Below are 25209 nucleotides of genomic sequence, written 5' to 3'. Positions count from 1 at the left end.
GTTATTTTTTAAGTTCCAGAGTTTCCCATTCGATGATTCGGCCCTGCCGGGTGAGGGCTTTTACCGTTATTTCCGTCCGCTCCCCGTCGATGGGTGCCGTATGTTCGAACGGATAGTCGGTGTCTTCGGTCGTACGTCCGTCTACGGTGAACCAGACTTTCCGCAACTGCGTGTCGTCTTGGGTGAGAAAGACGAATACGTTGTTTGCGGCCCGGCCGAAACCGACCCGCATGCAGCGTACGGCGTCGTCCTGCGTTGCGGCGTAAGGGGTTTGCCAGCGCGTCTCTGCGGTGAAGAGTGCGGTGAGCTGCGGCCGGACCGGGGCCGGGGTTTCGATCCTGACCGCGGCGATCCCGTTTCCGGCGACGCGGACCGTGAAACGTCCGTCGGCGAGCTGGCCCGATGCGCCGCTGCCGCCTATGACCTGCGTCCTGTAGTGCCTTCCGGCGGAATGTCCGCTCAGGGCGTAGTCCAGCGCGACGTCCGTTTCGACGGTTTCAGCAGACTGGTTCATGAAAACGATATACAGCGCGTCGTCGTCGACGGCCGAAATGTAGTTGAGCTGCCGGTCGTCCGGCGCCGCCAGCCCCGTCGGCATCCACAACCGGGCTTCGCGGCCGTAGATTGTGCCGGGGAGATGACCGTAGAACTTGCTTTGCAGGTAGGCGTATCCTTCGATGAATTCACCCGGAAAATCCACCTTTCCGCCGCTCCGGTAGAGGGCCTGCGTGACGAGAAAATCGTAAAGCAGCGATATGTGCGGCATGATGTGGTTGTAGTGGAAGGAGTTGGCGCCCAGTTCCATGTGGCTCCGGAGCGGATAGTCCGCCTTTTCGTATACGGTCGTGCGGGCCGTGTTGATGTGGTAGCCCGGAAAATTGCGGTAGCGGCCTATGACGGCGTGGTCCGCCGTGCGTGCCAGAAACCCGTCGCCCGTGTAATGCGCCAGCCGCAGCATCCATGCGGCGTAGTTGGCCATGAAAATCCCCCGGTGTCCGGTGCTCGTTCCGGAGGATTCCGGGGTAAGCCCGATCTCCGAAAGCCGCCATGCCGGAACCCGTTCGGCGGGAGCGTCCATCTGCGCATGTCCTTTCGACTTGAGGTATTGGTAGTGCGGGGCCTTCCCGTCGGGATTGACCAAAATATCCCGGTCCGGGACGGCGGGGGAGTACCAGACGTACTGCGTGTAGAGTTTCGCCCCGCGGTGGGCGGCGCGGAGGTAGGCCTTGTCGCCCGTCAGTTCGTACATTTCGAGCAGGTCGATCCATTTCGGGGCAAATCCCGTCCAGAAGAAGAATCCCCCGGCTTCCGGGTCGCGGAAATCGGCGGCCGGCGTGTCGATGCGCCGGCGGATGTAACGGTCGGCCCCTGCGACGGCTTTTTTCAGGTATCCGGGCTCTCCGGTGGCCCGGTAAAGGTGCATGGCGTTTCTCCATGTGCCACCCTGCTCGACGACGTCCAGATTGCGCACGCGCGTGGAGTGGTACTCTTTTCCGGCGAAGGAGAGCAGGTAAGGCGCATTGTCCTTGAGGATGCTGCTGAGCGCCGTCAGTTCCGAGACCGGGCAGCAGGGGCCGTTCATGCGCCGCGAAGGGTACTGAATGTTCTGCGTCGAATCGGCGCAGAAGAGCAGCTTCTCGCGCGAAAGCACGTATTCGTATACCGGAAGCGCCCTTTCGAGAAGCATCGTCCGGTTGTCGTTCAGGACGGCGATTTCCAGCGGATTGAGACTCGAAACGTTTTTCACCGCGCCCGGAACGTCCGTCGCATAGGTGCAGCCCTTTTCCTTGTCCAGAAAACGGCTGTAGGGGCCGAGCACGTAGGAGATCATGTTTTCGATCGTCTCGTTGAGCGAACCGAGCGCATTGTTCCGGTTGCCTGTGAAGCCGAACAGACGCTCTGCGACATTTTGGAGCGCATCCGTGGTGTCGCCCCGCTCTCCGCAGAGCAGTGCGGAAAAGACGAGTTTCCCGCCCGGAGCCGTTTCGGAGCCGATGCCGCCCGGAACCGGGGCGAACAGCATCGGCGAGGCCAATCCCTGCCGGTCGCGCACGGCGACGCCGAAACGGCTGTTGGCGGCCGTCGGCAGCGGATCGAACGGGAATTCGGCGGGGTGGGCCAGAATGCCGTATGTCGCGTTGCGGTAGGTGACGAACGCCGAAGGGACGGGACACCGGAACGCGAGCGTGAGGTAACTTTTGTCGGGGAACCGTTTCTCCTGCCAGATCAGCGGCTGCCAGATTTCGTCGGTCCGTTTCGGGTCTCTCCCCGCAAAACCGGTGAATCCGACCGAATACCAGCCTCCGGTTTTCGCCGTGAGGCGGTAGGTGAGCAGGGGCCGGCCCGTCGCGGTGTCGGCCGTCAGCTCCGCCGCGATGCTGAAAAGGTCGTTTTCGGGGTAGCCGAAAGTGACCTTGTCCGTTCCTTCCGCACGGTGGGAGACGGGGCGGACGACGATGATGCGCCCTGCGTTGAAGAGGTCGGCTGTCCGCGATTCGACGGAGCCTTCGAGGATTTCATCGTCGAAGCCGTCACCCGACTGATCGGCCCTGCGGTCCGTACGGTTCAGTTCCGGGCGGTCGCTGAGCCATGTAGCCACGTTGTACTGAACGTCGGGGATGCCCGCCGGACGCATTCTCAGCTGCGGATCCGCTGCCGAAAAGAGGACCGTGAATTCCGGCAGGTAGTCGGGCAGGAGGTGCTGCCCGCCGAACACGACCGTATGGTCGGGTTTCACCCTGAATTCCTGCGCCTGCGCCGGGCGGCACGCTCCCGCCGCGGCCAGTATGATCAGCAGTATGCGGCCGGTCTTGGTCATTGTTCGAGGTCGAATTTCAGGGTCTGTATTCCGTAGCCCGGCAGGGTGATGCCGAACGCTCCGTCGCCGCCGGGCGTGATTTTGCGTCCGGTTGCGGGATCGTCGGCCGAAGCGGTGCCGATGCGCCTGCCGGCGATGGCCGCGGGGTGCACCGTCAGCGCCGTATGCTGGGGCCGTGGCGTGCTGTTCATCAGGATCAGGAATAGCCTGTTCCGGTCCGTCGTCAGGGCCGACAGAATTTCGATGTCGGTGTTGTCGGCGTCGAACAGCCCTTTGACCATGATTGGATTCGCCTGCTCGCCGTATACGGTTCCCGGTTCGAATCCGAAGATGCGCTGCGGACCGACTTTCGGGGTCATGAAACCGCGGGGGAACGAGATTCGGCGGCCGCTCCGCATTTCGGCTTCGGCGAAGACGTAATCGGCGATCCACCCCAGCTGCCACCACGCATGATGCGGGAAGGGACCGGGACCCCGGTCGAACTGGCTCCAGTAATAGGTCGCCATGTGCGTGTCCGGTGCGAGGTGCGCTTCGCGCGCCGTAGCCGCGGCCCGTGCGAGGTCGAGGAAGAGCCGGTCTGCGGTCTCTTCGTACAGCCTTACGAACATGCCGCAGTGGCTGGTGAGCAGGATCGGGCCGCTCTTGACCGCCGACCCGGCGCAGCCGCCGTGCTCGAAGCAGAGACCGACCTGACTGATCTGCCACTCCTGCATCTTCCGCCCTTTGTACTCGATTTCTCGGTCGCCCGGCGTCGGATGCGTGTAGATCGACGTGGCGTACATCCGGGCCGTGCGGAGCGCGGCGTCGCGGTATCGGGCCTCTCCGGTCAGGCCGTGCATGTCGAGCAGGGCCTGCACGGCCTGTCCCGTGGCGAAGTCGTTGATGAAGCGCGCGTCGCCGCAGACCCCGGTGAAGGCTCCTTTGTCCACGGCATTGCGGACGAACCAGTCGGCGCCCCGCACCGCGGCGTCGAGGTATTTGTGTTCGCCGAGCAGCTTATAGGCGACGACGAAGCCGTAAAACGTGGGCCGGAGGTCTTTCAGGTCGGTGAACAGCGGTTCCCCGTCGTGTTTGCCGTAGGCCACGGCAAAACCGCCGTCGGCCTGCTGCAACGACAGCAGCCGTTCGGCTCCGGCCCGGAAACTGCTGCGCAGCAGCGAGTCGTTCCGTTCGAAGAGCAGGATGTTGCCCAAGTCCATGAGCGTATAGTACGTGATGCCGATCGGTTCGATATGGTCGCCCCACTCTTCGACGAATTTTTGCTTTTTCCACAGGTAATACTGTCCCATGGCCGCGCCGTGGTTGGGATCGCCGGCTGGGGCCTGCTGCATCAGTTTGAAGTTGCGCATGTAGGGAAGCCGCTCCTCGGTAAGCCGCGGATCGCCGGTCATCGAGGCGAGCATCCACGATGCGCCGATGTCGGAATTCTTCATGGCGTCGCGGTCGGCTTCGACGACTCCGCCCAGATAGTCCTGCGCTCCGATGGTCAGCCCCTTGTAGTCGGCGGTCCGCCAGAAGGAGAGCGAGTCGTCGAGAATGTAGTCCCAGATCGCTTCCATGCGCTTGTAGAGCGGAAGGGTCGTATGTTTGAGCGCGAGGGAGTTGCCCAGACCGTAAATGTCGTAAACGGCGTGTTTGTGCGCTTCGTACCACCCCTTGTCCGTCATGCTGACGCGGAATCCGAACCGGACGGAGTCTCCCGCCTGCTTTTCGGACCCCTCCTGTCCGAGCACCGGATAGTAGAGCGTCGGGGAGAGTTCTCCCTGCCGGTTCATGTGCGAAAGGCCGCACCGCCACGAGATGCCGTGCGTGCGCTTGCCGCCGCTGTATTCGGAGCGGGAGTAGCCGCTGTCGGGGATCAGCGCCAGTGTATTGCCCGCTTTTTCGGTCATGGACGTGATCATCGTGGTGACCGTATTGTCGTTGCATATGACCGGCAGGTGGGGCAGTCCCTGTCCGTACATGTAGGCGAGGTGGAATACGGGCTGGATGTAGTCGCCTTGGAAAAAGCCCGGAACGACGCTCCAGCCGAGCCGCTCTTCGGGAAGTACGGCCAGCGTGGGCGTGCTTACCGAATAGTACCCCTTGCGCGCCGGGTAGAACACGCTTTCGATGCGTATGTCCGCCGGATAATCCGGGTCGGGACTCCATGTCGTGCGCAGGCGGCCCAATTCGTTGCGGGCTTCGAAGCAGACGGTGCGCCCCTCTTTCCAGCCTTTTTCGGGGTAGAAGCGCAGCGCTTCGCCCGCGCGGTTCATCGGCACGGAGGAGACCGCCCTGTTGAAATCCTTGGCGATGTAGTGGAACCGCGCGATGTCGAAGTTCATGGTGTCGCCACCGCGGTTGGTGATCGTTTCCGGTTCCGCCGAGGGCTTTTCGCTGCTGAAGAGTATCGTATACGCTCCGTCGGGCACTCCCCAGCAGTGGCCTTTGCGGTCGGCGACCCGTGAGATTTTCCATCCTTCCGCGGTCTGCTCCCAGCGGATTTCCAGTTCTTTGTTTCTGACGGCCAGTTCGTCGGAGGGCGTGCAGGCGGTCGACAGCAGCAGGACGAATGCGGAGAATATTTTGAAGTGCGGTTTCATGGTTTCGGTTTCCGGTTCGAAGTTATGCAATTTATTCGACAATGATCCCCATCAGGGCCTTGTGCCTTTCGGGGGCGGAGTCTTCCGGCCAGAAGCGTATCGAGCGCAGTGTGTGCGGGGCGTCCAATGCAATCGTATTGCAGCTCTGGTGGTTGCCTTCCGTGCGGAACAAGAGGTTCCCGTCGCCGTCGGTAATGCGGTAGTTGCGGATGCACTGGGGCATCACCGAATCGAAATGCTCCATTTGCACGTTCTCCAATGCGTGGTCGAAATCGGTGTCGAAGAACAGCCTGATTTGCCGGACGGTCCGTTCTTCGCCCAAGTCGATGCGGACCGACGGCGTTCGGTCGTCGGGGGCCGGGATCCAGCCGTTGGGCTGTATGTAGGGCCGGAAGTAGCCGTTGAGGAGGTTTTCAGCCCCGAAGCAGGTCAGCGGCGCGGAGAATTCGAGCGCGATGTTTTTCCCTTCGGGACGGCGCTTTGGACACCAGAATTCGAACGTATCGACCCCGATGTCCTCCGGCGGAGTCTGCCTGCCGAAATTGGAGACCGCGGGATTGACGGTGTTGAATACCGAAGTCAGGCCGGAGACGATCTCCGAACTCATCGGAATGCTTACGTCGGGATTGGCCATGAAGCAGATGAAGACGTACTGCGGCGCTTCGTAGCGCATTCCGAAATCGACGGTCAGTCTGTTTTCTCCCTCCCGGAGGTCGAAAACGAGCCGCTTGTCGGTCGTGTCCGGGGTGTAGTTGCCCCTGCGCGACGAACTGCGCAGTTCGACCGTCAGCCGGGTCGCCTTGTCCGCTTGCACGGTGAGACCGACGGCCGGAACCGGGCCGCCGACCGGGATAAGCTCGGCGACGGAGCAGTCCAGCCGGAAGCGGGTGCCGTCGGGGCGCAGCCGTTCGAGCGCAAATTCGCTGGATGCGCTGATCCGGGTCTTCGGGGGCAGCATGCCGCGGCCGAACCGTTCGCCCGGCAGGAAGTGTCCGGTGCGGAGCAGTGCGGACTGCAGCTGGCCGATACGCTCCCGGCCGATAAGGTCGGCCGGTTTGAGGTGGTCGCGCAGGGCGATTGCGGCCGCCGTGCCGATCGCCTGCCCGCCGTGTGCGGCGGTGCACATGACGCGCGTGGAGCCGTTGGCCACATGGCTGACGCTGATGATACGGCCCCCGATGAAGAGGTTGTCCGCATCGGGCGTCACCAGACAGCGGTAGGGAATCTGGTAGATGCCCTTGCTGTGCCACTGGTTGCAGGCGCGCCCTGCGCCGTAAACGCCGTCGGCGGGGTGCAGGTCGATCGACCAGCCGCCGAACGAAACGGCGTCGTAGTGCTCGTGCTGTTCGATGATGTCCTGCTGGGTCAGCATGTAGTAGCCCTTGAACCGCCGGCTTTCGCGTTTGCCGGGGAAAAGCCCGACCCATTCGAGCGTGTAGTTCTCCGTCTCCGGGTACTTGCCCGAATTTTTGATGTGATTCCAGACGCCGTAGACGATTTTCCAGAGTTCGAATTTGATTATTTCGGTATCCCGGATCGTGTCCAGCCGTCCGCCGTACTCCAGCCACCAGTATTTGCAGCCGTGCTGCGAGGTGCTGAAATACTCCGGATTCCGGAGCCGGGGAATCAGCTCCTCGACCTCCTTCAGGGCGAATTCGGGAGCTTCGAAGCGTACGGGACGCCCCGTGTCCTTGATGTAGAACAGGATGCTGTGCCCCAGCAGCTCGCCGTATCGGGTCTTGTCGGGCGCGAACTTCTCGCCGTATTCTTCGCGGTCCTCGGCTCCCATGCGGTATTCGGCTCCCGCCATGTAGGCGAGTGCGCCGTCGCCCGAACAGTCGGCGAAAAGATCGCCTTCGATCGTGTGGTGCGTTCCGGTCTGCGGATTGAACGCCGTGACCGATCTGACGGTGCGGCCGGACATTTCGGCGTCGTATACGCACGTGTTGAGGTAAAGCGTGATGTTCGGTTCGGAGAGCACCTTGTCGATGAGCACCATGTCGAACAGCACGGGATTGCCTTCCTGGTTGCGGAAGGTGTTCTCGACCAGTATTTCGTCGATGACGCCCCCTTCGCGCGACCAGCGGTTGTTGTTGCCCATGTGCGAGGTCGCTCCCAGCGCCCACAGGCGGACTTCGCTCGAAGCGTTGCCGCCCAGCACGGGACGGTCCTGAATCAGCGCGACGTCGGCGCCCGCACGGGCCGCGGTAATGGCGCAGCATACGCCGGTAAGGCCTCCTCCCACGATCACCAGACTGTGACGGCTGTGTACTTTCGCCGGTTTGCGGCTTTTTTCGAATTCACCGATAAACATATGTTATTTGTTTTTTGTCGTGAGGAAAATCAGGCCGCCCAATACCGTCAGGACGATACCCGTCGTGAGGGGAACGAGGGTTTCCCCGCCGGACAGGAGCGCGATCAGGGAGATGAAACAGCCCGAAATCGCCGCTCCGGCGCCGATGATGCGGATGCTGTTGTTGTTATCCGTGCCGGCGTCCTCGGCGGCGGGCGCCGCTGCGTTCTCTGCCGCAGGCATCGGAACGCAGACGCGCGAGCCGGAGAGTTTGTGATAGATTTCATAGCCGGCCAGCAGCAGCGCGGGGAAGAGCACCCCGACCAGCATCTCTTCGGCCCGGCTGAGCGAGAAGCCGACGACCGCAGGTGTGATGAATTTGAGAACGGCGTTGACGGTCAGACTGGTGACGGTCGTGCTGAGGATCGCCCTGCCGTTCAGGTTCTTGGAGAAGAGGCTCCAGATCAGCGGCAGGTAGAGGGGCACTCCGGTGAGTGCCGCCACGCTGATGACGACGTTGACGATGCCGCCCATGTTGGGGATGAGCAGCGCCACGGCGATGGCCAGCACCCCGAAGCCGAGCGTGGAGATGCGGGCGACTTTCATCAGCGTCGTCTCTCCGGCGGCGGGGCGGAGGCGTTTGAAGATATCGTTGGTGAAGACGCCTGCCGAGATGTTCAGCGTGGCGTTCAGCGAACTTGCGGTCGCGAAGATCATGCCGCCGAGCATGAGTCCGAGCATGCCGGCGGGCATCGTCTGCTTGCACATCAGCAGGTAGGCGTTTTCGTTTTCAAGCCCCGAAAGTCCGGGTTCGAAGACGCGGTAGATCATCGGCGGCAGCATCCACAGGATCGGACTGAAGGTATACAGCACGCCGAACAGCACGCCGACCTTTTTCGCGTCTCTGGGCGTGCGCACGCTCGTATATCGCTGGACGTAAGCCCAGTTTCCGCCCAGAAAGAAGAGGTTGTAGAGCATGAACGCGACGATGAACACCCAGTTGTATTCTCCCGCGAAGAGCGTGAAGAATCCCTCCGGAACCCGTGCGAGGAACTCCGGGACGCCGCCCACTTCGCCGAATGCGAGCGGAATGACGATGATGACCGCGGCGAAGAGGATGATGAATTGCAGCACGTCGGTCACGACCACGGCGCGAAGGCCGCCGAGCGAGACGTATATCATGCAGAACACGCCGAGTATCAGGATGCTGGACGAGAGCGGAATCCCGGCGGCCACTTCGATGATTTTGGCGATCGGATAGAGGAAGGAGCCGGTGGTGAAGATCGAGATGAAAAGGAAGATGTAGGTGTAAAGCTTCTGCGTCGAGGCTCCGTAGCGGCGTGTGATGTATTCCGCGGCGGTGAGACAGCCCGTTTTGTTCCAGCGCGGGGCGATAAGCAGGCCGACGGCGAATCCGGCCGCGGCCATCGTGAGCTGTATGGTGACGGCGACGAAGCCCATCGAGTAGGCGATCGACCCCCATACCACGAACGTTCCGGCCGAGAAGAAGCCCATGAACAGCGACAGTCCGCTGATCCACCAAGGGACGTTGCCGCCTCCGGCGAAAAAACTCTTCATGTTTTTGCCGGTCGAGGAGAACAGCGAACCGACGAACATGATGCCCGCCGCAAAGACGGCGATGGTTATGTAGTCCAGAATTTCCATAGTTCAGGTTGTAGTTTACGAACAAAAATAGAATTTGCCGGAAGATATTCCGCACGATCGGCGAATAAAATCTTCGGGAACGATTTCGGGAACGATTGCGATTGCCGGGAGCGGTTGCGGAGTTGCCGGATGCGGGGGCCGGGTGGGGTTTCGGTTCGCAGGCGGAGCCATTGTGCCGAACCGAATTATTGCTATCTTTGCAGGGCGGCCGGACGTCTCAGGCGGACTGCGGCGGCGGATCGCATTATAAATATATATGGTAAGCATCATCGTAGCCGTCGCCGAAAACGGCGTGATCGGCGATAAGAACGCCCTGTTGTGGCATATTTCCGAAGACCTGAAATACTTCAAGTCCGTTACGTCGGGCCATCCCGTCGTCATGGGGCGCAAGACCTACGAGTCGCTCGGACGGCCGCTGCCCAATCGGACCAATGTGGTCGTCACGCGGCAGGAGATGGAGATTCCGGGATGCAGGGTGGCCCATTCGCTCGAAGAGGCGGTGGCGCTGTTCCCGGCCGAAGAGGAGGTCTTCGTCATCGGCGGCGCGCAGATTTATGCGCAGGCCCTTCCGCTGGCCGGCCGCTTCTACCTGACGCGGGTTTTCCATGCCTACGAGGGCGATACGCATTTTCCCGCATGGAACGACGCCGAGTGGCGGCTCGTGTCGTCCGAGTCGTTCGCTTCGGGCGCGAATTATCCCTATCCCTTTGCGTTCGAGACCTACGAACGGCGGCGAAATTAGGTATTTATACCACTGCACGGCTCGGCCGTAATCCCTACCTTTGCAGACGCAAAGGTTTTTTTATGCACATGCCGGACGCTTTTTTTCGCACTGCGCGGCGAATGCAGGCGACTGCCGGACCGGATGCGGGAAGCGGTGCAAATCCGCCGGGCAGTCCGGACCGCATGCGGCGATTCGGTGCCGGCGGAAGGGCGAACGAACAAAGAAAAGAGAAAAATGGCAAAATATTTCGACATGCTGATGGAGGACGTGCGGATGAAGGAGGGCCTTCAGTCGTGCATGAACTGCGGCGTCTGCACGGGCGTCTGTCCGGCTGCCGAGTTCTACAATTACGATCCCCGTCAGATCGTAAACATCGTGCAGACACGCGATGACGACGCCATCGAGGAGCTTCTGAAGAGCGATACGATCTGGTACTGCGGCGAGTGCATGTCGTGCCGTCCGCGCTGTCCGCGCGGCAACACGCCGGGCTATGTGATTCAGGCGCTGCGGACCCTTTCGCAGAAGCTGGGGTTCTTCGTCGAGAGCGAAAAGGGCCGTCAGCAGCTGGCGCTCAAGCGTATCATCGGCGAGAACATCCTCCGCACGGGTTACTGCATCGTCCCGCGGCTCGTCAAACCGGAACTGCACCCCGAACAGGGAACCGTGTGGCAGTGGATTTACGATAACGACAAGGAGATTTACGGTCAGTTCACGCCGGTCTACATGCGCCACGGCGCGGGTGCGCTGCGCCGTCTGGACGAGAAGTCGCTCGACGAGATTCACCGGATTTTCGAGGTCAGCGGCGGCAAGGAGATGTTCGACGCCATCGAGGAGCACTCCGACCGCAAGGCCCGCGAACTGGGTTACGAAGAGGGAGCCGATCAGAAGTACATGATGGACGTCTTCCTCAATAACAGCAACGAACACTATTAGCAGATGATAAAACGAAAGAGTTGGCAGGATTACCAGAAGGAGATTGCCGACGACCACTACTATTACGCCCGCAGCTGTATCCGCCAGAATTTCTTTCCCGGCAGCGAGAAGCTGTTCATCGACATGCTGCGCAACGATCTGGGCAAGGACCTGACGGACGATCCGCTGCACTCGTCCTGCACGGGCATCGGCTACCACTCGGACATCGTGCCGCTCGAAACGATCATGACGGTCGTGGCGCGGCAGTTCGCGCTGATGACCGAAGCCGGGTATGAAAACCTCGTTTCGTCGTGCATCACTTCGTTCGGCGTCTACACGGAGATTCTGGCCACATGGCACGAGTTCCCGGAGACCGAGGCGAAGACCCGCGAGAACCTTTACAAGGCCACGGGGCGCGAATTCAAAAAGCCTGCGAGTCTGGCCCACACGTCGGACGTCGTCTTCCACTTCCGCGAGCAGATCGCCGCACGGGCCAAACACCGGCTGGTCAATGCCCAGACGGGCGAACCGCTGAAGGTCGTGGAGCATATCGGCTGCCACTACGCCAAGATATTCCCCAAATCGGGTATCGGCGGATCGGAATTTCCCTACGTGCTGGCCGGCATGGTCGAGTCGTGGGGCGGCGAGTGCGTGGACTATCCCGAACGGCGGCATTGCTGCGGCTTCGGGTTCCGCAACTATCTGGTGCAGGCCAACCGCGGCTATTCGATCGCCAATTCGCACAAGAAACTGGAGAGCATGGCCCCTTACAAGCCCGATTTCATCGTGGCCAACTGTCCGGGGTGCGCGATGTTCCTCGACAAGTGGCAGTACACGATCGCCGAGATGGAGGGGACGACTTACGGCCAGAACGGCCACGGGATTCCCGTCCTGACCTACGAGGAGATGGCCGGTCTGGTGCTCGGTTACGATCCTTGGGTGCTGGGCATGCAGATGCATCAGGTCGACGTCGAACCCCTGCTGGACAAGATGGGCGTCGAGTACGACCCCGCGGCCAAATACCTCGGCCGCAACGGAAAATATATCGGTAAACCTGCGTCGGCGGTGGTGAACTGCTGCCCGACGGACACAATATACGACATCAGAGAGTAATGAAACGAGTGGCAGTCATAGGCGGCGGCGTTGCGGGCATGCAAACGGCCCTGCGTCTGGCAGAACAGGGCATCGAACCTGTAATCATCGAAAAGGAGGCCGAATTGGGCGGCAAACTCCGGGGCTGGCACGTGCTGTTCCCGTCGTTTACCCCGGCGTCGGAGATTCTCACCGAACTGCGCCGCCGCGTCGCGGAGCGCGGTATCGAGGTGCTGACGCAGACCGAAGCCGCCGGGTTTACCCGCGAGGGCGTGCGGCTGACCGACGGGCGTACGATCGCGTGCGACTCGGTGGTGTTGTGTTCGGGATTCACGCTGTTCGACGCGTCGATCAAGGAGGAGTACGGCTACGGCATCTACGACAACGTCTTTACGACGGTGGACATCGAGCGGATGCTCAACGAAGGCCGTGTGGCCAAGGCCGACGGCTCGCGTCCCAAGCGCATCGCTTTCCTGCACTGCGTGGGTTCGCGCGACGAAAAGGTCTGCCAGCAGCACTGTTCCAAGGTGTGCTGCATTACGGGCGTGAAGCAGGCGATGGAGATGAAACAGTTGTTTCCCGACGCCGACGTCTTCAATTTCTACATGGACATCCGCATGTTCGGCCCCGGATACGAAGAGATGTACCGCGAGGCGCAGCAGAAATACAACATCCACTTTATCCGGGGACGTATTTCGGAAGCCAGCCCGACGATCGACGGCCGCGTGCAGATCAAGGCTGAGGATACGTTGACGGGACGTCCGCTGCGCATGAGCGTCGACATGCTGATTCTGATTGTCGGCATGCGGGCCAATGACGACAACGCCGTGCTGGCCGAAGGCGCGGGCCTGCACCGTGCGCCGAGCGGTTTCATGGCGCCGCGCGACATGTTCTTGGGCAACGTGAAGAGCAACGTGGAGGGCATTTTTTACGCCGGAACCGTCACGGCGCCGAAGAATATCGGCGAATCGTTGAACGAAGCAACGGCCGCTGCCGACGCTGCGGCCCGATATCTGGGGGCATAGCGTATGGCGGCGATCAATTTCGGATATACCATCTCCAAGCCGCGGGCGATCGACATCGACCGCAACAACCTGCGCAAGAGCGACGAAATCCTGCACGAAATGCCGGAGCTGCAGGCCTGCATCGGATGCGGGGCCTGCACGGCGGTCTGCACGGCCGGAAATCTCACGGAGTTCAATTTCCGCAAGGTTCACACGCTCGTCCGCCGCGGCGAGTATCAGGGTGCCTACGAGGAGATGAACAAATGCATGCTCTGCGGCAAATGCCGGCTGGTGTGTCCGCGCGGTATCAACACGCGCGGCGTAGTCATGCTTATCAAACGTAAACTGGGAGACTTCTGACGATGACTTTTTTCGCACCATTCTGCATACCGTTCATGGTCGGCGCGGCCGTGATGTTCGTCGTACTGCTCTGGAAGTGGGGTTCGTGGCTCTACCTGCTGCCCCGCGCCGACAAGAAACGGATTCTGTTCGGACTGCCGACGCGCCGTACGCTGGCGGCCGTGTGGGAGGTGATCAGCGAATCGCTGCTGCACCGCCGCATCTTCAAGGTCAATCCGCTGCTGGGCTACATGCACATGAGTCTGGCTTTCGGCTGGTTTCTGCTGATTGCCGTGGGGTGGATCGAGACCATCGCCTACCTCGGATTCCGTTATGTGCCGCTGCAGGGACACGTCTTTTTCAAATATTTCGCCACGGGGCTGGAACATAAGCCCGTGTTCGACTTCCTGATGGACCTGCTGCTGCTCTTCGTCCTTTCGGGCGTGGCGCTGGCTTGGGGCAAGCGCGTTTACTCGCGGGCGATGGGCATGCGGCGTACGACCAAGCACTTGCTGGGCGACCGCGTGGCCCTCTCGGCGTTGTGGTTCGTCTTCCCGGTGCGCCTGATCGCCGAGAGCACGACCTGCGCCCTTTACGGCGGCGGAGGATTCCTGACGGGGGCGGTCGGCGCGTGGATGGCGGAGCACGTCAGCACGCTCGCGCTGATGAATCTCGAAAGCGCGGCATGGTGGGCCTATTCCGCATGCCTCGGTATTTTCTTCGTGGCGTTGCCGTTCTCGCGGTATATGCATATCTTTACCGAGATTCCCCTGATTTTCCTGCGGCATTACGAACTCCGCTCGACCGAAAAGGAGGGTTCGTTCGATCATTTTCAGGTCGAAGCATGTTCGCGCTGCGGTATCTGCATCGATCCCTGTCAGTTGCAGAGCGTGCTGGGAATCAATGACGTGCAGTCGGTCTATTTCCTGCGCGACCGCCGTTACCGGATGCTGCGGCTGGCGACGGCCGACAACTGCCTGATGTGCGGGCGCTGCGCCGAAAAGTGTCCTGTGGACATAGACCTGAATACGCTGCGGCTCAACTCGCGCGATACGATGCGCAACGTGCCCGACGAGAAGCGTTACGACTATTTCAAAGGGCTGGATCGCTCCTCGGGAGAGGGCAAGGTGGGCTATTTCGCGGGGTGCATGACCCTGCTTACGCCCCGTACGATGTCGGCGATGGACAAGGTGTTCCGCGCCGCGGGCGAAGAGGTATGGTGGGCCGACCGCGAAGGCGGCGTCTGCTGCGGCCGGCCGCTGAAGCTGGCCGGCGAGACCGATTCGGCGCGCAGGATGATGCGCTACAATACCGATCTGTTCCGCAAACACGGCATCACGACGCTCGTGACCTCGTGTCCGATCTGCCTGAAGGTTTTCCGCGAGGATTACGAACTGGCCGGAATCGAGGTGCTGCACCATTCGGAATATATCCTGCGTCTGATCCGGGCCGGACGGTTGGATGTCGTGCACGGCCCGACGCGCTTCACCTACCACGATCCCTGCGAATTGGGGCGCGGAAGCGGCATTTACGACGAGCCGCGCGCCGTGATCGAAGCGGTGGGCGAACTGCTCGAACCCGCGCAGACGCGCGAAAACGCACCCTGCTGCGGTTCTTCGGTCGCCAATACGGCCATTTCCGACGGTCAGCAGGTGCGCCTTGCGCAGGCGGTGGCCGAAGAACTGGAGGCCACGGGCGCCGAAGTGATCGTGACGGCCTGCCCGCTCTGCAAGAAGGCCATCGGCCGCGGCACGAGGGGCGAGGTGCGCGACTTGGCGGAGATCGTCGCCGCCGGGCTGAGATAAGACTGAGTTAGGTTAGTGAGTATAAGATGAAAGCAAAGAAAACGATTTTGGACACCATCGGTTCTACGCCGATGGTTCGGATCAATGCGCTGTCGCCCAATCCGAAAGTGAAGATATTCGCCAAGCTCGAAGGGTTCAATCCGACGGGCAGCATCAAGGACCGCATTGCGGTCAAGATGATCGAAACCGCCGAACGCGAAGGCCGCCTGACCAAAGGGAAGACGATCATCGAACCCACGTCGGGAAATACCGGCATCGGACTGGCTATTGTCGGCATCGTCAAAGGCTATCCCGTGGAGATCGTGATGAGCGAGGCCGTGTCGATCGAACGCCGCAAGATCATCCGCGCTTACGGCGGCACGGTGCGTCTGACGCCTGCCGCCGAAGGGACGGATGGCGCGATCCGTCTGGCCCGCAAACTCGTCGCGGAGAATCCCGACAAATATTTTATGCCCGACCAGTTCGCCAATGCCGCCAATTACTTGGCGCATTACGAAAACACGGCGCTGGAGATCTGGCAGCAGACGGGCGGACAGATCGACTATCTTGTCTGCGCGATCGGAACGTCGGGAACCCTGATGGGGCTGTCGCGCTTTCTGAAAGTGATGAATCCCGCGATCAAGGTGGTTTGCGCCCAGCCGACCAAGGGGCACTATATTCAGGGTCTCAAGAATATGGAGGAGGCAATCGTGCCCGATATTTACGACCCCTCGAAGATCGACGTGCAGGAATTGGTCGAGAGCGAGGAGGCGATCGACATGGCCCGCAGGATCATCTCCGCGGAGGGTATCTTCGCCGGGATGAGCAGCGGCGCCGCAATGCTGGCCGCCGTACGTACCGCAGCGCGTATCGAGTCGGGGAATATCGTCGTCGTATTTCCCGACCGTGCCGAAAAGTACCTCAGCACGACGATGTTCCGGGAATTCGAGGATTGAGGCCCGGCAAGCGCGGGCTTTGGGCCGGTAGATTCGGATTCCGGGGGCTGTTGGAGAACTCTTCCGGATTGTGCTGGATGCCGAGAAGCGAAAAAATAATTGTTGGCGGCTGATAAATAGCATGATAGATCGTAATTGCCGCATTGTATGCGAAAAAATTTGTAGAATCCGAATTTTTGTCTTATCTTTGCACACGCAAAAGCGATAGTACATCACTAAAGACATATCGCGGGATGGAGCAGTTGGCAGCTCGTCGGGCTCATAACCCGAAGGTCGGAGGTTCGAGTCCTCCTCCCGCTACTTAAAGGCCGATAACAAACTGAAATATAGTTAGTTACGGCCTTTTTTCTAAAATAGCCGGGACAATTCCGGGACAAAATATTTGTCTGAATTGGCTTGAAAATCAACATTCTACATTTTTGCGTCGGGTCGCTGACCGCGAAAATGTAAAAAAAATGTTGTCTGTAAAAACTGCGCGAAATTCTGCGTTAAACGAGATCCTCTCGTACACCTATCCCCGTTTGCATACGGGCGCTTGCTGGTTTATCAGTTTTTACGCCTTCGACCCATCAAAGGGCGAAATGCGTCGAAAGCGGATAAAAATCAATTCCGTCGGGACGGCCTCCCAGAAACGGCAATATGCCGCGCAGGTATGTCATCGGCTGTCTGCAAAGCTGGAAGCTGGCTGGAATCCTTGGATAGAGGCTGATGCCGACCGCTCCTACAAACTATTTTCCGACGCGCTGATTCATTATCGAAATTACATAACCAAACTCTTGAATGACGGAGTACACCGGGCATCAACGCACCACGATTATATCTGTTTTGCTCGCATAATGGAAGAATGGAACGATAATCAGCGGGTGTCTATACGGTATGTTTATCAATTCGACCGGGCTTTCTGTGTTCGTTTTCTGGACTATGTCTATATTGAACGGGAAAATTCGCCACGCACACGCAACAATTATTTGGCTTTCCTTCGGTCGTTCAGCGCCTTTTTGGTGCAACATCTGTATATCAAAGAAAAACCGACGGATGGGTTGGTTAGTATTGGCAAGGCTTTGCTCAAGAAAGAACGTAAGGTTATTGCTGTGGATGATATGCAACGCCTGCATGATTGGCTTCAAGAGAATAATCGCTACTTCCTTTTGGTTTGCTACTTTCTGCACTACATGCTTATCCGTCCGAAGGAGATTGCCAAACTCCGGCTGTGTGATATATCCGTCAGTAAACAGACGGTTTATATTGACGATACAATCTCGAAAAATAAGCGTTCGGCATGTGTTACTATACCCCAGAAAATTATCGAGTTGATGGCCGAACTTGGGTATTTTGATGCTCCGGGTACCTACTATATTTTTTCCAAGGATTTTAGACCGGGGCCGGAATGGGTAAACGAAAAGACTTACCGTGACTTTTGGAGCAGGAAAATCCGCCCTGCTCTCCACTTTCCCAAAGAGTACAAATTTTATAGTCTGAAGGATACCGGAATTACCGCGATGCTCCGTGCTGGGTATGATACCCTTTCGGTTAAAGAACAGGCGCGGCACTCGTCGCTATTGATGACCGATGTGTATACGCCGCAGGATATTCGGGATGCAAATCCGCTTTTATTGAATTATCAGGGCGTCTTGTAACAAAATCCCATCGGATATCGATGGAGATTTGTGTGTGTAATGTCATTTGAAATATTTGTCTTTGAGTTCGACCAACTTGTCCCAATAGGTGACTATCAGTCCATCCATGTGGTAGTGGTATTCCCCGGCGTAGTTGGGCACGCCTCCGAGCCGATTTGCCGACCTTTCGGTGTAAAAGTGGTAGTAGTTCGCCGCGCGGCAGAAAAGGTTGTGCAGGCCGCTCGGAATTGCGAATACAGGCAACCATAGCCAGCCCCAGCGCCGCGACTGCCGGACGTGGCCGAACTCATGGTCGTAGACCGGTTCCCGGTCGATGTTCCCCGGTGCGATAAAAACGTACCGCCCAAGCGTCATGCCGCCCCGCACATGCTTCGTCGCATAGAACACGGCCCCGCGTTGCTCGGTGATTTTCACGCGGTCGAAACAGAATGCCAAGTACGCAAGGCCGAGCAGGTTCTGCGGGAGCTGCCACAAGTAGAGCAGTACCGCCCATGCTGTTTTCAGAAATTTTTTCATCGGTTTCGTTTTTTAAGTTCGATATAATCGGTGTAGACGATCCGTGTATGCGGGTTCGACGACACGACCTCCTGCCGTATCGCTTTGGTTCCCCAGCGGATGAAGAGGAAGCGCCGCGGTACCCGGTGTACGACCTGCCGGAGCGTGTCGGTGCTCTCGACGCGGCATGCGACCGAGTCGCGCTCGATCAACCCCTCGACCGTCACCCACGGATCGCGCCAGCGAAATGTCTGCATCGAGTCGATAATGACCGCCCCGGCCGGGGTCTCCCGGACGACGGCTGTGTCCCGGAGTTTTGCCCGCAGTTTTACGACGGTCGCCGTCGCGGTCTTGGCCGTCGATTCGACCCGCTTGAGTTTAATGCCGAGATCGCGGATGCTCTCGGCATCTGCCGCCCGGAGTCGCTCCAGCTCCGAGACGCGGAGATTCAGCACCATGTTCGACGCGGCAGCCTTGCCTGCCTTTGTCCGGTAGATTTCGACATCGGACATCAGCGCGGTCTGGTTCGACTTCAACCGGCGGCGCTCGCGCTTCTCCGAGCGGAGCCGTGCGGTCTGCAACCACAGCAGACCGCCCATGATCAGCAGCGCGAGGAATAGGTACTTTTTCATGCCTTTTCGAGCGTTTTGGATATCTTGAGCATCAGCCCCGCATAATCCGCCGGCTTTGCCGTGCAGTATCCGCAGGCCGCAACCCGGTAGGCGAACTGGTACACGTCATCCTTGTACGGGCGGGCAGGGGCATAGCGTTCGGTCAGCAATATGCGGGAGTGGTCGGTCAGGCAGTCCCGGACAGAGGGATAATGGCGGAAAGCCCGGTCTACGACATATTTGTAGCGCCCGTCCGGCATCCGCGTAATGGAATGTACTTTGGGGAATCGGTGGCCCTGCTTGTCGTCGTCGAAGTACTCGAATGTCCGCACGTATTTCACCGCCCCGCGCCACTTCTTCGAGGCTGTTATGCCGAATAGGTTGTTGCCGATGGCGGACTTTCCCCAGCCGGTTTCGAGCGCGGCCTGCGCGGCCACGAAGAGCGGGTTCAGCCCGGTTTCCTCGCATGAGGCCGCGATGTCCGGCCAGTAGGTTTTCTTAAATTCTTTCGGTGTCATGATCTTGGTCGCCTTTATAATTTTATATGCCGCGGTCTTCCTATTCGTCCTTTTACATTGATCACGAGCGCCTCGCGGCCACCAGCTGCCGGGATAATTTTCGCTCCTTTTACAATATCCGGGATATTGATTGCCGAGCCGACCTGATAGCCGTCGCACATCAGGAGATAAGTGGCTGCAAAACCGTCTTCTGTTTCCACTTTCTCAAGGGTGTAATTTGCTTTCATGGTAGTTTGGTGTTTGAGTGGTTTTTACTCCTCGTCGTAAATATCCGGGTTCGGCATGAATTCGGGGCCGGGGGCTTGCTCGTCTCTGGCCGGGCCGCGGGGGTTGCCGGCCTGCCGGCCTGCTCTCTCCATGTACTCCAGCACCGCGGCCACGATGCCCTGCGTCTCCCGGTTCTTCAACGCCGATCCCAGCGCGGCCGCCGCATCCGCGATCTTGGCCTTTTCCTTATCCTCGGACTTCTCATAGACGCTCTTCAGTTCGATGAAGCCGATGAACATGGCCCCCAATACCGTCAGAATCGGAATCAGCGGCAGGCGGCTCCCGGTCTGCTCGTTGATCTGCCACACGGTGAGCATTTGCACGGCGTCGATTGCCGTCACCACGAAAATCAGATTGAAATACTTGGCGATCTTCTCGACGGTCTTGCGGTAGCCGAGCGATGATCGCAGCTCCCCGCGTTTGCGGGCTTTGCGGATACCCGCCCACAGGTCGAGGAAAATCACGAACAGTACGAGCAGGTAAACGATCGTGAGGATGATGAGCTGCGGACGTATCGCCGCGAAAATATGATCTATCATAATTCAGAAATTTCAAAAAAAGTGACGAGTAAGGTTAAGTAAATCCCCAGTGAATGAGTCATAATACAACCATCTCCCGCAAAGGAATATTTGTTATCGGTCACACCCCGTCAAAAAAGTTATACATGTACTATCGTTGCTGTTTCATCGTAGTTTCGGGCTATTACTCTGAAATAGGCGCGTGCCCCCTCGGTTCGGTATTGAGGATTACCCGTAAACAATACAACTCCGCCGTAAAATGAAACCTGCATTCTGCGCTTTCCGGAAGGCTCCAGCTTTCCGCCGCGGTCGCCTATATTGGTGCCGCGATGCAGCTCGAATTTCCCCCCCCCCCCACGAAACCGCGGTCGCCAATGCGCACGACCCACCTTTCCAAGAGGTCTGCAACGGAAATTATCGGCATCCAGCCCGCGGCGTTTACCTTCGTTGTATCGAACTGAACAGGATTAATCCGAACGGGTGTCCAGTTTACCTCATCCCGCGAGAACGAGTCCTGTACGAGCTTGAACCCCGCATTCAGAGGACGGTTCTGTGTCTGCCCGGTTTGAGGGTTCCGGCGGTATCGCTTCTTCGCGTTTTTGTAGTGCAGGATGCCCACGAAACACTGCTTCAGAATCGGATTTTTCAAGTCTGTGGCAGGCTTTACGCAGAGCATCCCGCCCTGTACTTTCCACGTAACCGCCGGGACGGCTTCGGCATTCATGGGATAGGGTAATTCCGTCCACTTATTCACTCCGTCCCCGATCTTATGACGACCCGTGTCTGATTCGTAGACGACCTCGCCATCGAGTAGTAAGGGATTGGCCGCTTTGAGCGCCGCTGCCGTATATTTCGGGTGTTGTATTCTTCCAATCATAATTGCATCTGCTTTTTTGCCTGCGCTTTGCATTGCTCGGCGTATTCGTAATAGGCCGCGAACTCGTCCGGCTTGGTGTCCCGCTGGCGGAGTATCGCCAGTTCGTCGTCGACCGAATACCGCTCTCGGATGCTTTGCTGCACCCGCTGTTCGTAGGTCGGCACCGGGACGCTATTGACATATTCCGTTAAAACAGGGCTGCCCTGCTCATCCTCGGTAATCAGCATACCTGCTGCCTGCCCGTCGATCAGTTCCAACCACCTCTCGTCGGTGATCTCTACACCGCCCTCGACGGGTTCGTCATAAAATCCTTGTTTCCAGTATTTCATAGCTTCCTGTATTTTATTTCCAGCGTCCGATCACCAGCCAATGGACGGTTTCGGTAGAGGATGCGAGACCTCCGTTCTTGTCGGTGAGGTTCGCCCAGCGCGATTGGTAGCGTAAATATTGGGCGGTCAGTTCCACATACGACGCGGCTGTGATGACGTTGCCGTTGCCGTAATAAGCCGTCAGAAAGCATCCGAACGGCTTTGCGATGAATGCAGGACTGAAATAGTACTGATACGCCCCGCCGGGGGATATCCCCCATTGAAACATCAGCCCGTCCGGTGCTTTGTAGTAACCGTTGGATGAGAGCGCTTTTGTCAGCGTTACGTTCGACAGGTCTTTGGCGGCCTTATCGCCCCACGTCTTTTTCTCGCTGTCGGTCACGAAACGGTGCGTTTCGTCCGTAGTGATCTGTGAAGCGTGAATACTGCCTGCCATTTCACCATCCGACTCGTAGGGGAGAGAGTTCCATGCGGTAACACCGTCGCCGATTTTCCGCCTGCGTGTGTCGGATTCGTACACGACTTCGCCTTTGAGAAGCACCGGATTTGCGGCGGCCAGTGCGGCCGCCGTAAACATCGGGAATTGAACCCGCCCGGTTATCTTTTCAGTACCTGCCATAGCGTCAGTTCATTCCGGGGATGGTACACTGAATGACGAACGTACTCTCCTTGAACTCGTCGATGGCCGCTTTTGCCGCCGCCTCTCCGGCACCCTTCGGGTCGTAAAAGTTGTCGTATGACTTCTTCAAGTCGGCCGCCAGTTTCAACGACAGCACGGAGTAGTTGAGCTTGATTACGTTCGACTCCGTCACTTGGATATACTGGTCGTCGCCCGTGTAGACATCGACGAGATCCTGCACGGGCAGGTACTGCGGGGTGTTGTTGTTCTGGAAGAGGAACTCGATGTACTTGTCGCCGACCTTGGCCCCGGAGTAAGGCGAATTGGCCGTCGTCACGGTCTTGATTGACGAGCCGCGCAGCACCTGATCGAGCGGGATGTTGATCGGCACGCCGATACGGCTGCCGTTCCGCGTGAGGTAGTAGGTCGCGGCGAACCCACTAACCGTCGGAGCTTTTTCCGTGCTGTATTCGGGCAGGTCTTCTTCCATGACGATACGCCCGGTGTAAGGTACGGCCGCCACGGTTACGGTGCCGTCGGACTTGAACGTGATGGAAGCAGTAGCGAGGAATACCGTGCGACCGCTGTCGTCCGAGGCCATGCGGATAGTATCGATCAATCCGGTGACGGCCGAAGCGGAAACCTCGGTGATGGAAACGAAACCGCTTATAGAATCTTCGATCTCCTGCACGGCGACATTTTGTGCGACCACAACGCATTTTTTGTTGGCGTTGATCGCCGCGACGATGTTTTTTGCGACTTGTCCCTGCGGGTTGAGTCCTTCGGTCGGTGGATGCAGATAAGCGTTGTAGTTGAAGGTAAATACATCCGCTTTCTCATTCCAACCTGTAATCTGGGCATCCGTCACAAGTCGATGCGAGGCATCGGCCATGAGCTGCGCAAGAGAGGTGACATTTGCCCAGCCGAGTGCCGACCAAGTCTTTGTGCCGTCGCCGACCTTGTATTTCAACGGAGATGTACCCCTTACAAGTCCGTACTCACCGTCGAGCAGGACGGGGTTTGCCTCAGTCCATTCGGCCTCGGTACCTGTTGTGAATTTGATGCGTGACTTGAGCAGGATTTCCTGTACTACCGCTAACGTTTGTTTGTCTGCCATGATATTGTATGTTTAATCGTTGCTTTTTAAGTCGGCGGGGCTGTATCCGCCGAGGATCAGACGGTCGGTTTTTTTGATGTAGTCGCCCGCGGATGCCACTGCGGGGAATCTATCGTATCGTTTCCTTGTTACGATGCCGTCGGTTCTATTTACCAGATAGTAGATTTGGTAAATTTTGATTGTTCCGTCTTCCTCCGATGTCTCGAATATTCCTGTAAATAACTGATAGCCTTCGTCTACTTTTTGAACCTGAATAATGGATTGTTGGGGGAGTTCCGCCCTTTCTTTTATGTAGATATTCGCCGTAATACCTTTTTCGAGCTTTTCCATAATCTTGAGACAGGTGGCCGGATATGCAGAACTCGTAAGGTCGATAATGTCGTATGAGGCATTGATTATCGTGGCAATTACCGCCTCCCCGTAGGCTGTCTGCTTAAAATTGTCTGATGGGCCAAACCAAAGGAATAGCCCTGTTTTGGCGGGGAAGCATATGCTTTTTATTTGATTTAAAAAATTGTCATCCGGTATTATCAAAGTGAGTTCCCGCCGAAGTTCTCCTTTGCACATGCGCCTGCGCGATAACGGGATGAATACTTCGAGCGAGTATTCATCAACCTGACGGCAGTCTTTGTAAACTCCGTCAATGCGGGACGCTTTGAAGTGAGTTGTACCGTCTGTAAAATAGTCGATGGTGAAATCGATTCCCGCGTCCGGAATTGCCGCTTTTACAAGGGTACCATCACCTTGCCGTTCATAGAATGTTTCTATGTAAGCAAGGTCGGTAAGTATGTTCCAGCGTCTATACGATGTCATGGTTCTTGTTTTATGCAAAAATATTTGATTGCTGTCGCTGCGGAAAGGACAACTTTATTCCAGCCGTATTGATGGAATTTGCCAGAAATCGGTCGGGAGTTCAGGTTCCGGAAGTTCTGCCCGGTCATAATAATTGGCTTCATCTTTTTCTGACAAATGGTATTTGAAGGTGTAGCTGTTTAGGGCGGCCTCTTTGTGTTTGACTTCGTACTCCGTGACGATTATTTGTTTCCACTCCCCGTCTGCGTATAGGTAGCGATTGCTGGAGTGCAGAAACTCCTGCCATTGCCGGGCTATGCTGCTCGAACTGATGTAACCTGTGTTTTGCTGCCAGATTGATGTGTAATCGTTGCTTAATTCCACTTCGCGGCCTTGATTGATGAACGTGTCGACCTCGCCTTCTGGAAGTAATGTCGAAAGTCCGGATGCGATTATCGTGTCGAATCCGCCGAGCGAGTTTTGGAATAAGAAACAGCGGTCTCGAAAGTTGCCCGACCGCAAAATATATCGCTGGGCGAAAGGGTAGTTCTTTGCACCTGCCGTATCGGGTTCAGAGACGGAGTTCAGTCTCAATCCGTAGATGTCGTATGCAATCGGCGTCAGTTCTTCCGAAACGCAGATATTACGCCAGAGTAGCTCGAACGAAACGTTGATCCGGACGATGCCTTCTTCGGATGCTGTGAAAATGTCCTGTGTGCGCTCGATTCCTTCGGCCGTATATAGGCGCGACTTGATTCGCAGAAATTGCGGATCTCGATTGAGTTTTACCACCGATAACCATTGCGGTTGCCATGCCGGCATGGTGACGATTTGCCCTTGCCAAGTCAGAAAGTTTCTGGCCCACCAATCCAGCCCTACTTTGCGAGGAGCTGCGACCCCGCCGGCAATGACCTGAAAACGATATGTTTTGGTTGTTGCCGTGTCGGTCAGTGTTATAGATAAATATGTAAAGTCAGTAACGCCGGTTTGTCGTGGAAATTCACATTCCAGCAGGGTATGAACGATGTCCCGCAGGTTGATCGTTATCAAACTCTCTGCATCGTAATAAAGCGTCTGTTTGTCGCATATAGTTGCATCATCAAGTCTTACTGTCATGTAAACACAAGTCAGGCTTAAATTTTTGTTCCTGATGATCATTTTCCCCAAATTCTCAGAAAACTGACAAACTTCGGGCTTCTCGATTATTTCGAAGGTATCTACCATTGGCTCGGCTTCTATTCTCGGACAAAAATATCT

General features: G+C 57.8%; 22 protein-coding genes, 1 tRNA gene and 2 pseudogenes. 10 read left to right on the top strand and 15 right to left on the bottom strand.

What is annotated here, in order from left to right; all coding sequences use genetic code 11:
• Position 1: 1 nt before the first annotated feature.
• The 3 genes and pseudogenes from ACESTR_RS08760 to ACESTR_RS08750 all read right to left on the bottom strand — a co-directional run.
• On the bottom strand, positions 2-2818 hold the full coding sequence (locus ACESTR_RS08760; protein WP_302575041.1) for a hypothetical protein: 2817 nt from the start codon (positions 2816-2818) through the stop codon (positions 2-4).
• Complete coding sequence (locus tag ACESTR_RS08755) at positions 2815-5403, bottom strand: beta-L-arabinofuranosidase domain-containing protein (protein ID WP_302575043.1); 2589 nt, start codon at positions 5401-5403, stop codon at positions 2815-2817. The genes ACESTR_RS08760 and ACESTR_RS08755 overlap by 4 nt, the downstream gene beginning before the upstream one ends.
• A 31-nt stretch (positions 5404-5434) precedes the next feature.
• Positions 5435-7666: pseudogene (locus ACESTR_RS08750) on the bottom strand (FAD-dependent oxidoreductase); the annotation flags it as partial.
• Between ACESTR_RS08750 and ACESTR_RS08745 the strand changes: the two are divergent.
• A pseudogene (locus tag ACESTR_RS08745) lies at positions 7663-7713 on the top strand (hypothetical protein); the annotation flags it as partial. The pseudogenes ACESTR_RS08750 and ACESTR_RS08745 sit on opposite strands and share 4 nt — an antisense overlap.
• 7 nt (positions 7714-7720) lie before the next feature.
• Here ACESTR_RS08745 and ACESTR_RS08740 read toward each other — a convergent pair.
• Positions 7721-9361: a sodium:solute symporter family protein gene (locus ACESTR_RS08740; protein WP_237958866.1), complete on the bottom strand. Its 1641-nt coding sequence runs from the start codon at positions 9359-9361 to the stop codon at positions 7721-7723.
• 256 nt (positions 9362-9617) lie between these two features.
• Between ACESTR_RS08740 and ACESTR_RS08735 the strand changes: the two genes are divergently transcribed.
• The 9 genes from ACESTR_RS08735 (at position 9618) to ACESTR_RS08695 (ending at position 17809) form a co-directional block, all read left to right on the top strand.
• Complete coding sequence (locus ACESTR_RS08735; RefSeq protein ID WP_009596466.1) at positions 9618-10103, top strand: dihydrofolate reductase; 486 nt, start codon at positions 9618-9620, stop codon at positions 10101-10103.
• Between the two features lie 216 nt (positions 10104-10319).
• Positions 10320-11018 carry a 4Fe-4S dicluster domain-containing protein gene (locus ACESTR_RS08730; protein ID WP_009596362.1) on the top strand — a complete coding sequence of 233 codons (699 nt, stop codon included), beginning with the start codon at positions 10320-10322 and terminating at the stop codon, positions 11016-11018.
• Between the two features lie 3 nt (positions 11019-11021).
• A complete protein-coding gene (locus ACESTR_RS08725; protein ID WP_009596468.1) occupies positions 11022-12110 on the top strand; it encodes a CoB--CoM heterodisulfide reductase iron-sulfur subunit B family protein in 1089 nt (362 codons plus the stop codon).
• Complete coding sequence (locus tag ACESTR_RS08720; RefSeq protein WP_022043924.1) at positions 12110-13114, top strand: FAD-dependent oxidoreductase; 1005 nt, start codon at positions 12110-12112, stop codon at positions 13112-13114. The genes ACESTR_RS08725 and ACESTR_RS08720 overlap by 1 nt, the downstream gene beginning before the upstream one ends.
• A 3-nt stretch (positions 13115-13117) precedes the next feature.
• The gene (locus tag ACESTR_RS08715; protein ID WP_009596497.1) at positions 13118-13453 is read left to right on the top strand and encodes a 4Fe-4S dicluster domain-containing protein; all 336 of its coding nucleotides are present in this window, start codon (positions 13118-13120) and stop codon (positions 13451-13453) included.
• Between the two features lie 2 nt (positions 13454-13455).
• The gene (locus ACESTR_RS08710) at positions 13456-15237 is read left to right on the top strand and encodes a (Fe-S)-binding protein (protein ID WP_130062466.1); all 1782 of its coding nucleotides are present in this window, start codon (positions 13456-13458) and stop codon (positions 15235-15237) included.
• Between the two features lie 26 nt (positions 15238-15263).
• Complete coding sequence (locus tag ACESTR_RS08705) at positions 15264-16172, top strand: PLP-dependent cysteine synthase family protein (protein WP_009596330.1); 909 nt, start codon at positions 15264-15266, stop codon at positions 16170-16172.
• Positions 16173-16399: 227 nt separating this feature from the next.
• Positions 16400-16472: transfer RNA gene (locus tag ACESTR_RS08700), tRNA-Met, on the top strand.
• 155 nt (positions 16473-16627) lie between these two features.
• Complete coding sequence (locus ACESTR_RS08695) at positions 16628-17809, top strand: tyrosine-type recombinase/integrase (protein WP_305140657.1); 1182 nt, start codon at positions 16628-16630, stop codon at positions 17807-17809.
• 42 nt (positions 17810-17851) lie between these two features.
• Here the strand turns inward: ACESTR_RS08695 and ACESTR_RS08690 are convergent, their stop codons facing one another.
• The 11 genes from ACESTR_RS08690 to ACESTR_RS08640 form a co-directional block, all read right to left on the bottom strand.
• Positions 17852-18325 (bottom strand): hypothetical protein, encoded by a 474-nt coding sequence (locus tag ACESTR_RS08690; RefSeq protein ID WP_256128712.1) that lies wholly within the window; start codon positions 18323-18325, stop codon positions 17852-17854.
• Positions 18322-18936 (bottom strand): DUF6549 family protein, encoded by a 615-nt coding sequence (locus tag ACESTR_RS08685; RefSeq protein WP_256128713.1) that lies wholly within the window; start codon positions 18934-18936, stop codon positions 18322-18324. Before ACESTR_RS08685 ends, ACESTR_RS08690 begins: the two co-directional genes overlap by 4 nt.
• Positions 18933-19433 carry a glycoside hydrolase family 73 protein gene (locus tag ACESTR_RS08680; protein WP_256128714.1) on the bottom strand — a complete coding sequence of 167 codons (501 nt, stop codon included), beginning with the start codon at positions 19431-19433 and terminating at the stop codon, positions 18933-18935. Before ACESTR_RS08680 ends, ACESTR_RS08685 begins: the two co-directional genes overlap by 4 nt.
• A 14-nt stretch (positions 19434-19447) precedes the next feature.
• Positions 19448-19660: a hypothetical protein gene (locus tag ACESTR_RS08675; protein ID WP_022331712.1), complete on the bottom strand. Its 213-nt coding sequence runs from the start codon at positions 19658-19660 to the stop codon at positions 19448-19450.
• A gap of 24 nt (positions 19661-19684) precedes the next feature.
• Positions 19685-20239: a phage holin family protein gene (locus ACESTR_RS08670; RefSeq protein ID WP_022331713.1), complete on the bottom strand. Its 555-nt coding sequence runs from the start codon at positions 20237-20239 to the stop codon at positions 19685-19687.
• Positions 20240-20531: 292 nt separating this feature from the next.
• Positions 20532-21095, bottom strand: coding sequence for a hypothetical protein (locus ACESTR_RS08665; protein ID WP_373179111.1), 564 nt, complete (start codon positions 21093-21095; stop codon positions 20532-20534).
• Positions 21092-21424, bottom strand: a complete 333-nt coding sequence (locus tag ACESTR_RS08660) for a hypothetical protein (RefSeq protein ID WP_009596358.1) — start codon at positions 21422-21424, stop codon at positions 21092-21094. The genes ACESTR_RS08665 and ACESTR_RS08660 overlap by 4 nt, the downstream gene beginning before the upstream one ends.
• A 13-nt stretch (positions 21425-21437) precedes the next feature.
• A complete protein-coding gene (locus tag ACESTR_RS08655) occupies positions 21438-22043 on the bottom strand; it encodes a hypothetical protein (RefSeq protein WP_256128716.1) in 606 nt (201 codons plus the stop codon).
• Positions 22044-22047: 4 nt separating this feature from the next.
• Positions 22048-23160: a hypothetical protein gene (locus tag ACESTR_RS08650; protein WP_256128717.1), complete on the bottom strand. Its 1113-nt coding sequence runs from the start codon at positions 23158-23160 to the stop codon at positions 22048-22050.
• Positions 23161-23172: 12 nt separating this feature from the next.
• A complete protein-coding gene (locus tag ACESTR_RS08645; RefSeq protein ID WP_256128718.1) occupies positions 23173-23973 on the bottom strand; it encodes a hypothetical protein in 801 nt (266 codons plus the stop codon).
• Positions 23974-24027: 54 nt separating this feature from the next.
• A complete protein-coding gene (locus tag ACESTR_RS08640; RefSeq protein WP_256128719.1) occupies positions 24028-25176 on the bottom strand; it encodes a hypothetical protein in 1149 nt (382 codons plus the stop codon).
• Between the last annotated feature and the right edge of the window lie 33 nt (positions 25177-25209).

The sequence above is a fragment of the Alistipes sp. DJF_B185 genome (genome assembly GCF_964250025.1).
Lineage (GTDB): Bacteria > Bacteroidota > Bacteroidia > Bacteroidales > Rikenellaceae > Alistipes > Alistipes finegoldii.
The sequence above is the reverse complement of the archived record's forward strand: the minus strand, read 5'-3'. Positions and strand labels throughout refer to the sequence as shown.

Coding starts and splice junctions, on each gene's coding strand:
- ACESTR_RS08760 (WP_302575041.1), bottom strand. CDS start 2,818: ATGACCAAGACCGGCCGCATACTGCTGATCATACTGGCCGCGGCGGGA.
- ACESTR_RS08755 (WP_302575043.1), bottom strand. CDS start 5,403: ATGAAACCGCACTTCAAAATATTCTCCGCATTCGTCCTGCTGCTGTCG.
- ACESTR_RS08740 (WP_237958866.1), bottom strand. CDS start 9,361: ATGGAAATTCTGGACTACATAACCATCGCCGTCTTTGCGGCGGGCATC.
- ACESTR_RS08735 (WP_009596466.1), top strand. CDS start 9,618: ATGGTAAGCATCATCGTAGCCGTCGCCGAAAACGGCGTGATCGGCGAT.
- ACESTR_RS08730 (WP_009596362.1), top strand. CDS start 10,320: ATGGCAAAATATTTCGACATGCTGATGGAGGACGTGCGGATGAAGGAG.
- ACESTR_RS08725 (WP_009596468.1), top strand. CDS start 11,022: ATGATAAAACGAAAGAGTTGGCAGGATTACCAGAAGGAGATTGCCGAC.
- ACESTR_RS08720 (WP_022043924.1), top strand. CDS start 12,110: ATGAAACGAGTGGCAGTCATAGGCGGCGGCGTTGCGGGCATGCAAACG.
- ACESTR_RS08715 (WP_009596497.1), top strand. CDS start 13,118: ATGGCGGCGATCAATTTCGGATATACCATCTCCAAGCCGCGGGCGATC.
- ACESTR_RS08710 (WP_130062466.1), top strand. CDS start 13,456: ATGACTTTTTTCGCACCATTCTGCATACCGTTCATGGTCGGCGCGGCC.
- ACESTR_RS08705 (WP_009596330.1), top strand. CDS start 15,264: ATGAAAGCAAAGAAAACGATTTTGGACACCATCGGTTCTACGCCGATG.
- ACESTR_RS08695 (WP_305140657.1), top strand. CDS start 16,628: ATGTTGTCTGTAAAAACTGCGCGAAATTCTGCGTTAAACGAGATCCTC.
- ACESTR_RS08690 (WP_256128712.1), bottom strand. CDS start 18,325: ATGAAAAAATTTCTGAAAACAGCATGGGCGGTACTGCTCTACTTGTGG.
- ACESTR_RS08685 (WP_256128713.1), bottom strand. CDS start 18,936: ATGAAAAAGTACCTATTCCTCGCGCTGCTGATCATGGGCGGTCTGCTG.
- ACESTR_RS08680 (WP_256128714.1), bottom strand. CDS start 19,433: ATGACACCGAAAGAATTTAAGAAAACCTACTGGCCGGACATCGCGGCC.
- ACESTR_RS08675 (WP_022331712.1), bottom strand. CDS start 19,660: ATGAAAGCAAATTACACCCTTGAGAAAGTGGAAACAGAAGACGGTTTT.
- ACESTR_RS08670 (WP_022331713.1), bottom strand. CDS start 20,239: ATGATAGATCATATTTTCGCGGCGATACGTCCGCAGCTCATCATCCTC.
- ACESTR_RS08665 (WP_373179111.1), bottom strand. CDS start 21,095: ATGATTGGAAGAATACAACACCCGAAATATACGGCAGCGGCGCTCAAA.
- ACESTR_RS08660 (WP_009596358.1), bottom strand. CDS start 21,424: ATGAAATACTGGAAACAAGGATTTTATGACGAACCCGTCGAGGGCGGT.
- ACESTR_RS08655 (WP_256128716.1), bottom strand. CDS start 22,043: ATGGCAGGTACTGAAAAGATAACCGGGCGGGTTCAATTCCCGATGTTT.
- ACESTR_RS08650 (WP_256128717.1), bottom strand. CDS start 23,160: ATGGCAGACAAACAAACGTTAGCGGTAGTACAGGAAATCCTGCTCAAG.
- ACESTR_RS08645 (WP_256128718.1), bottom strand. CDS start 23,973: ATGACATCGTATAGACGCTGGAACATACTTACCGACCTTGCTTACATA.
- ACESTR_RS08640 (WP_256128719.1), bottom strand. CDS start 25,176: ATGGTAGATACCTTCGAAATAATCGAGAAGCCCGAAGTTTGTCAGTTT.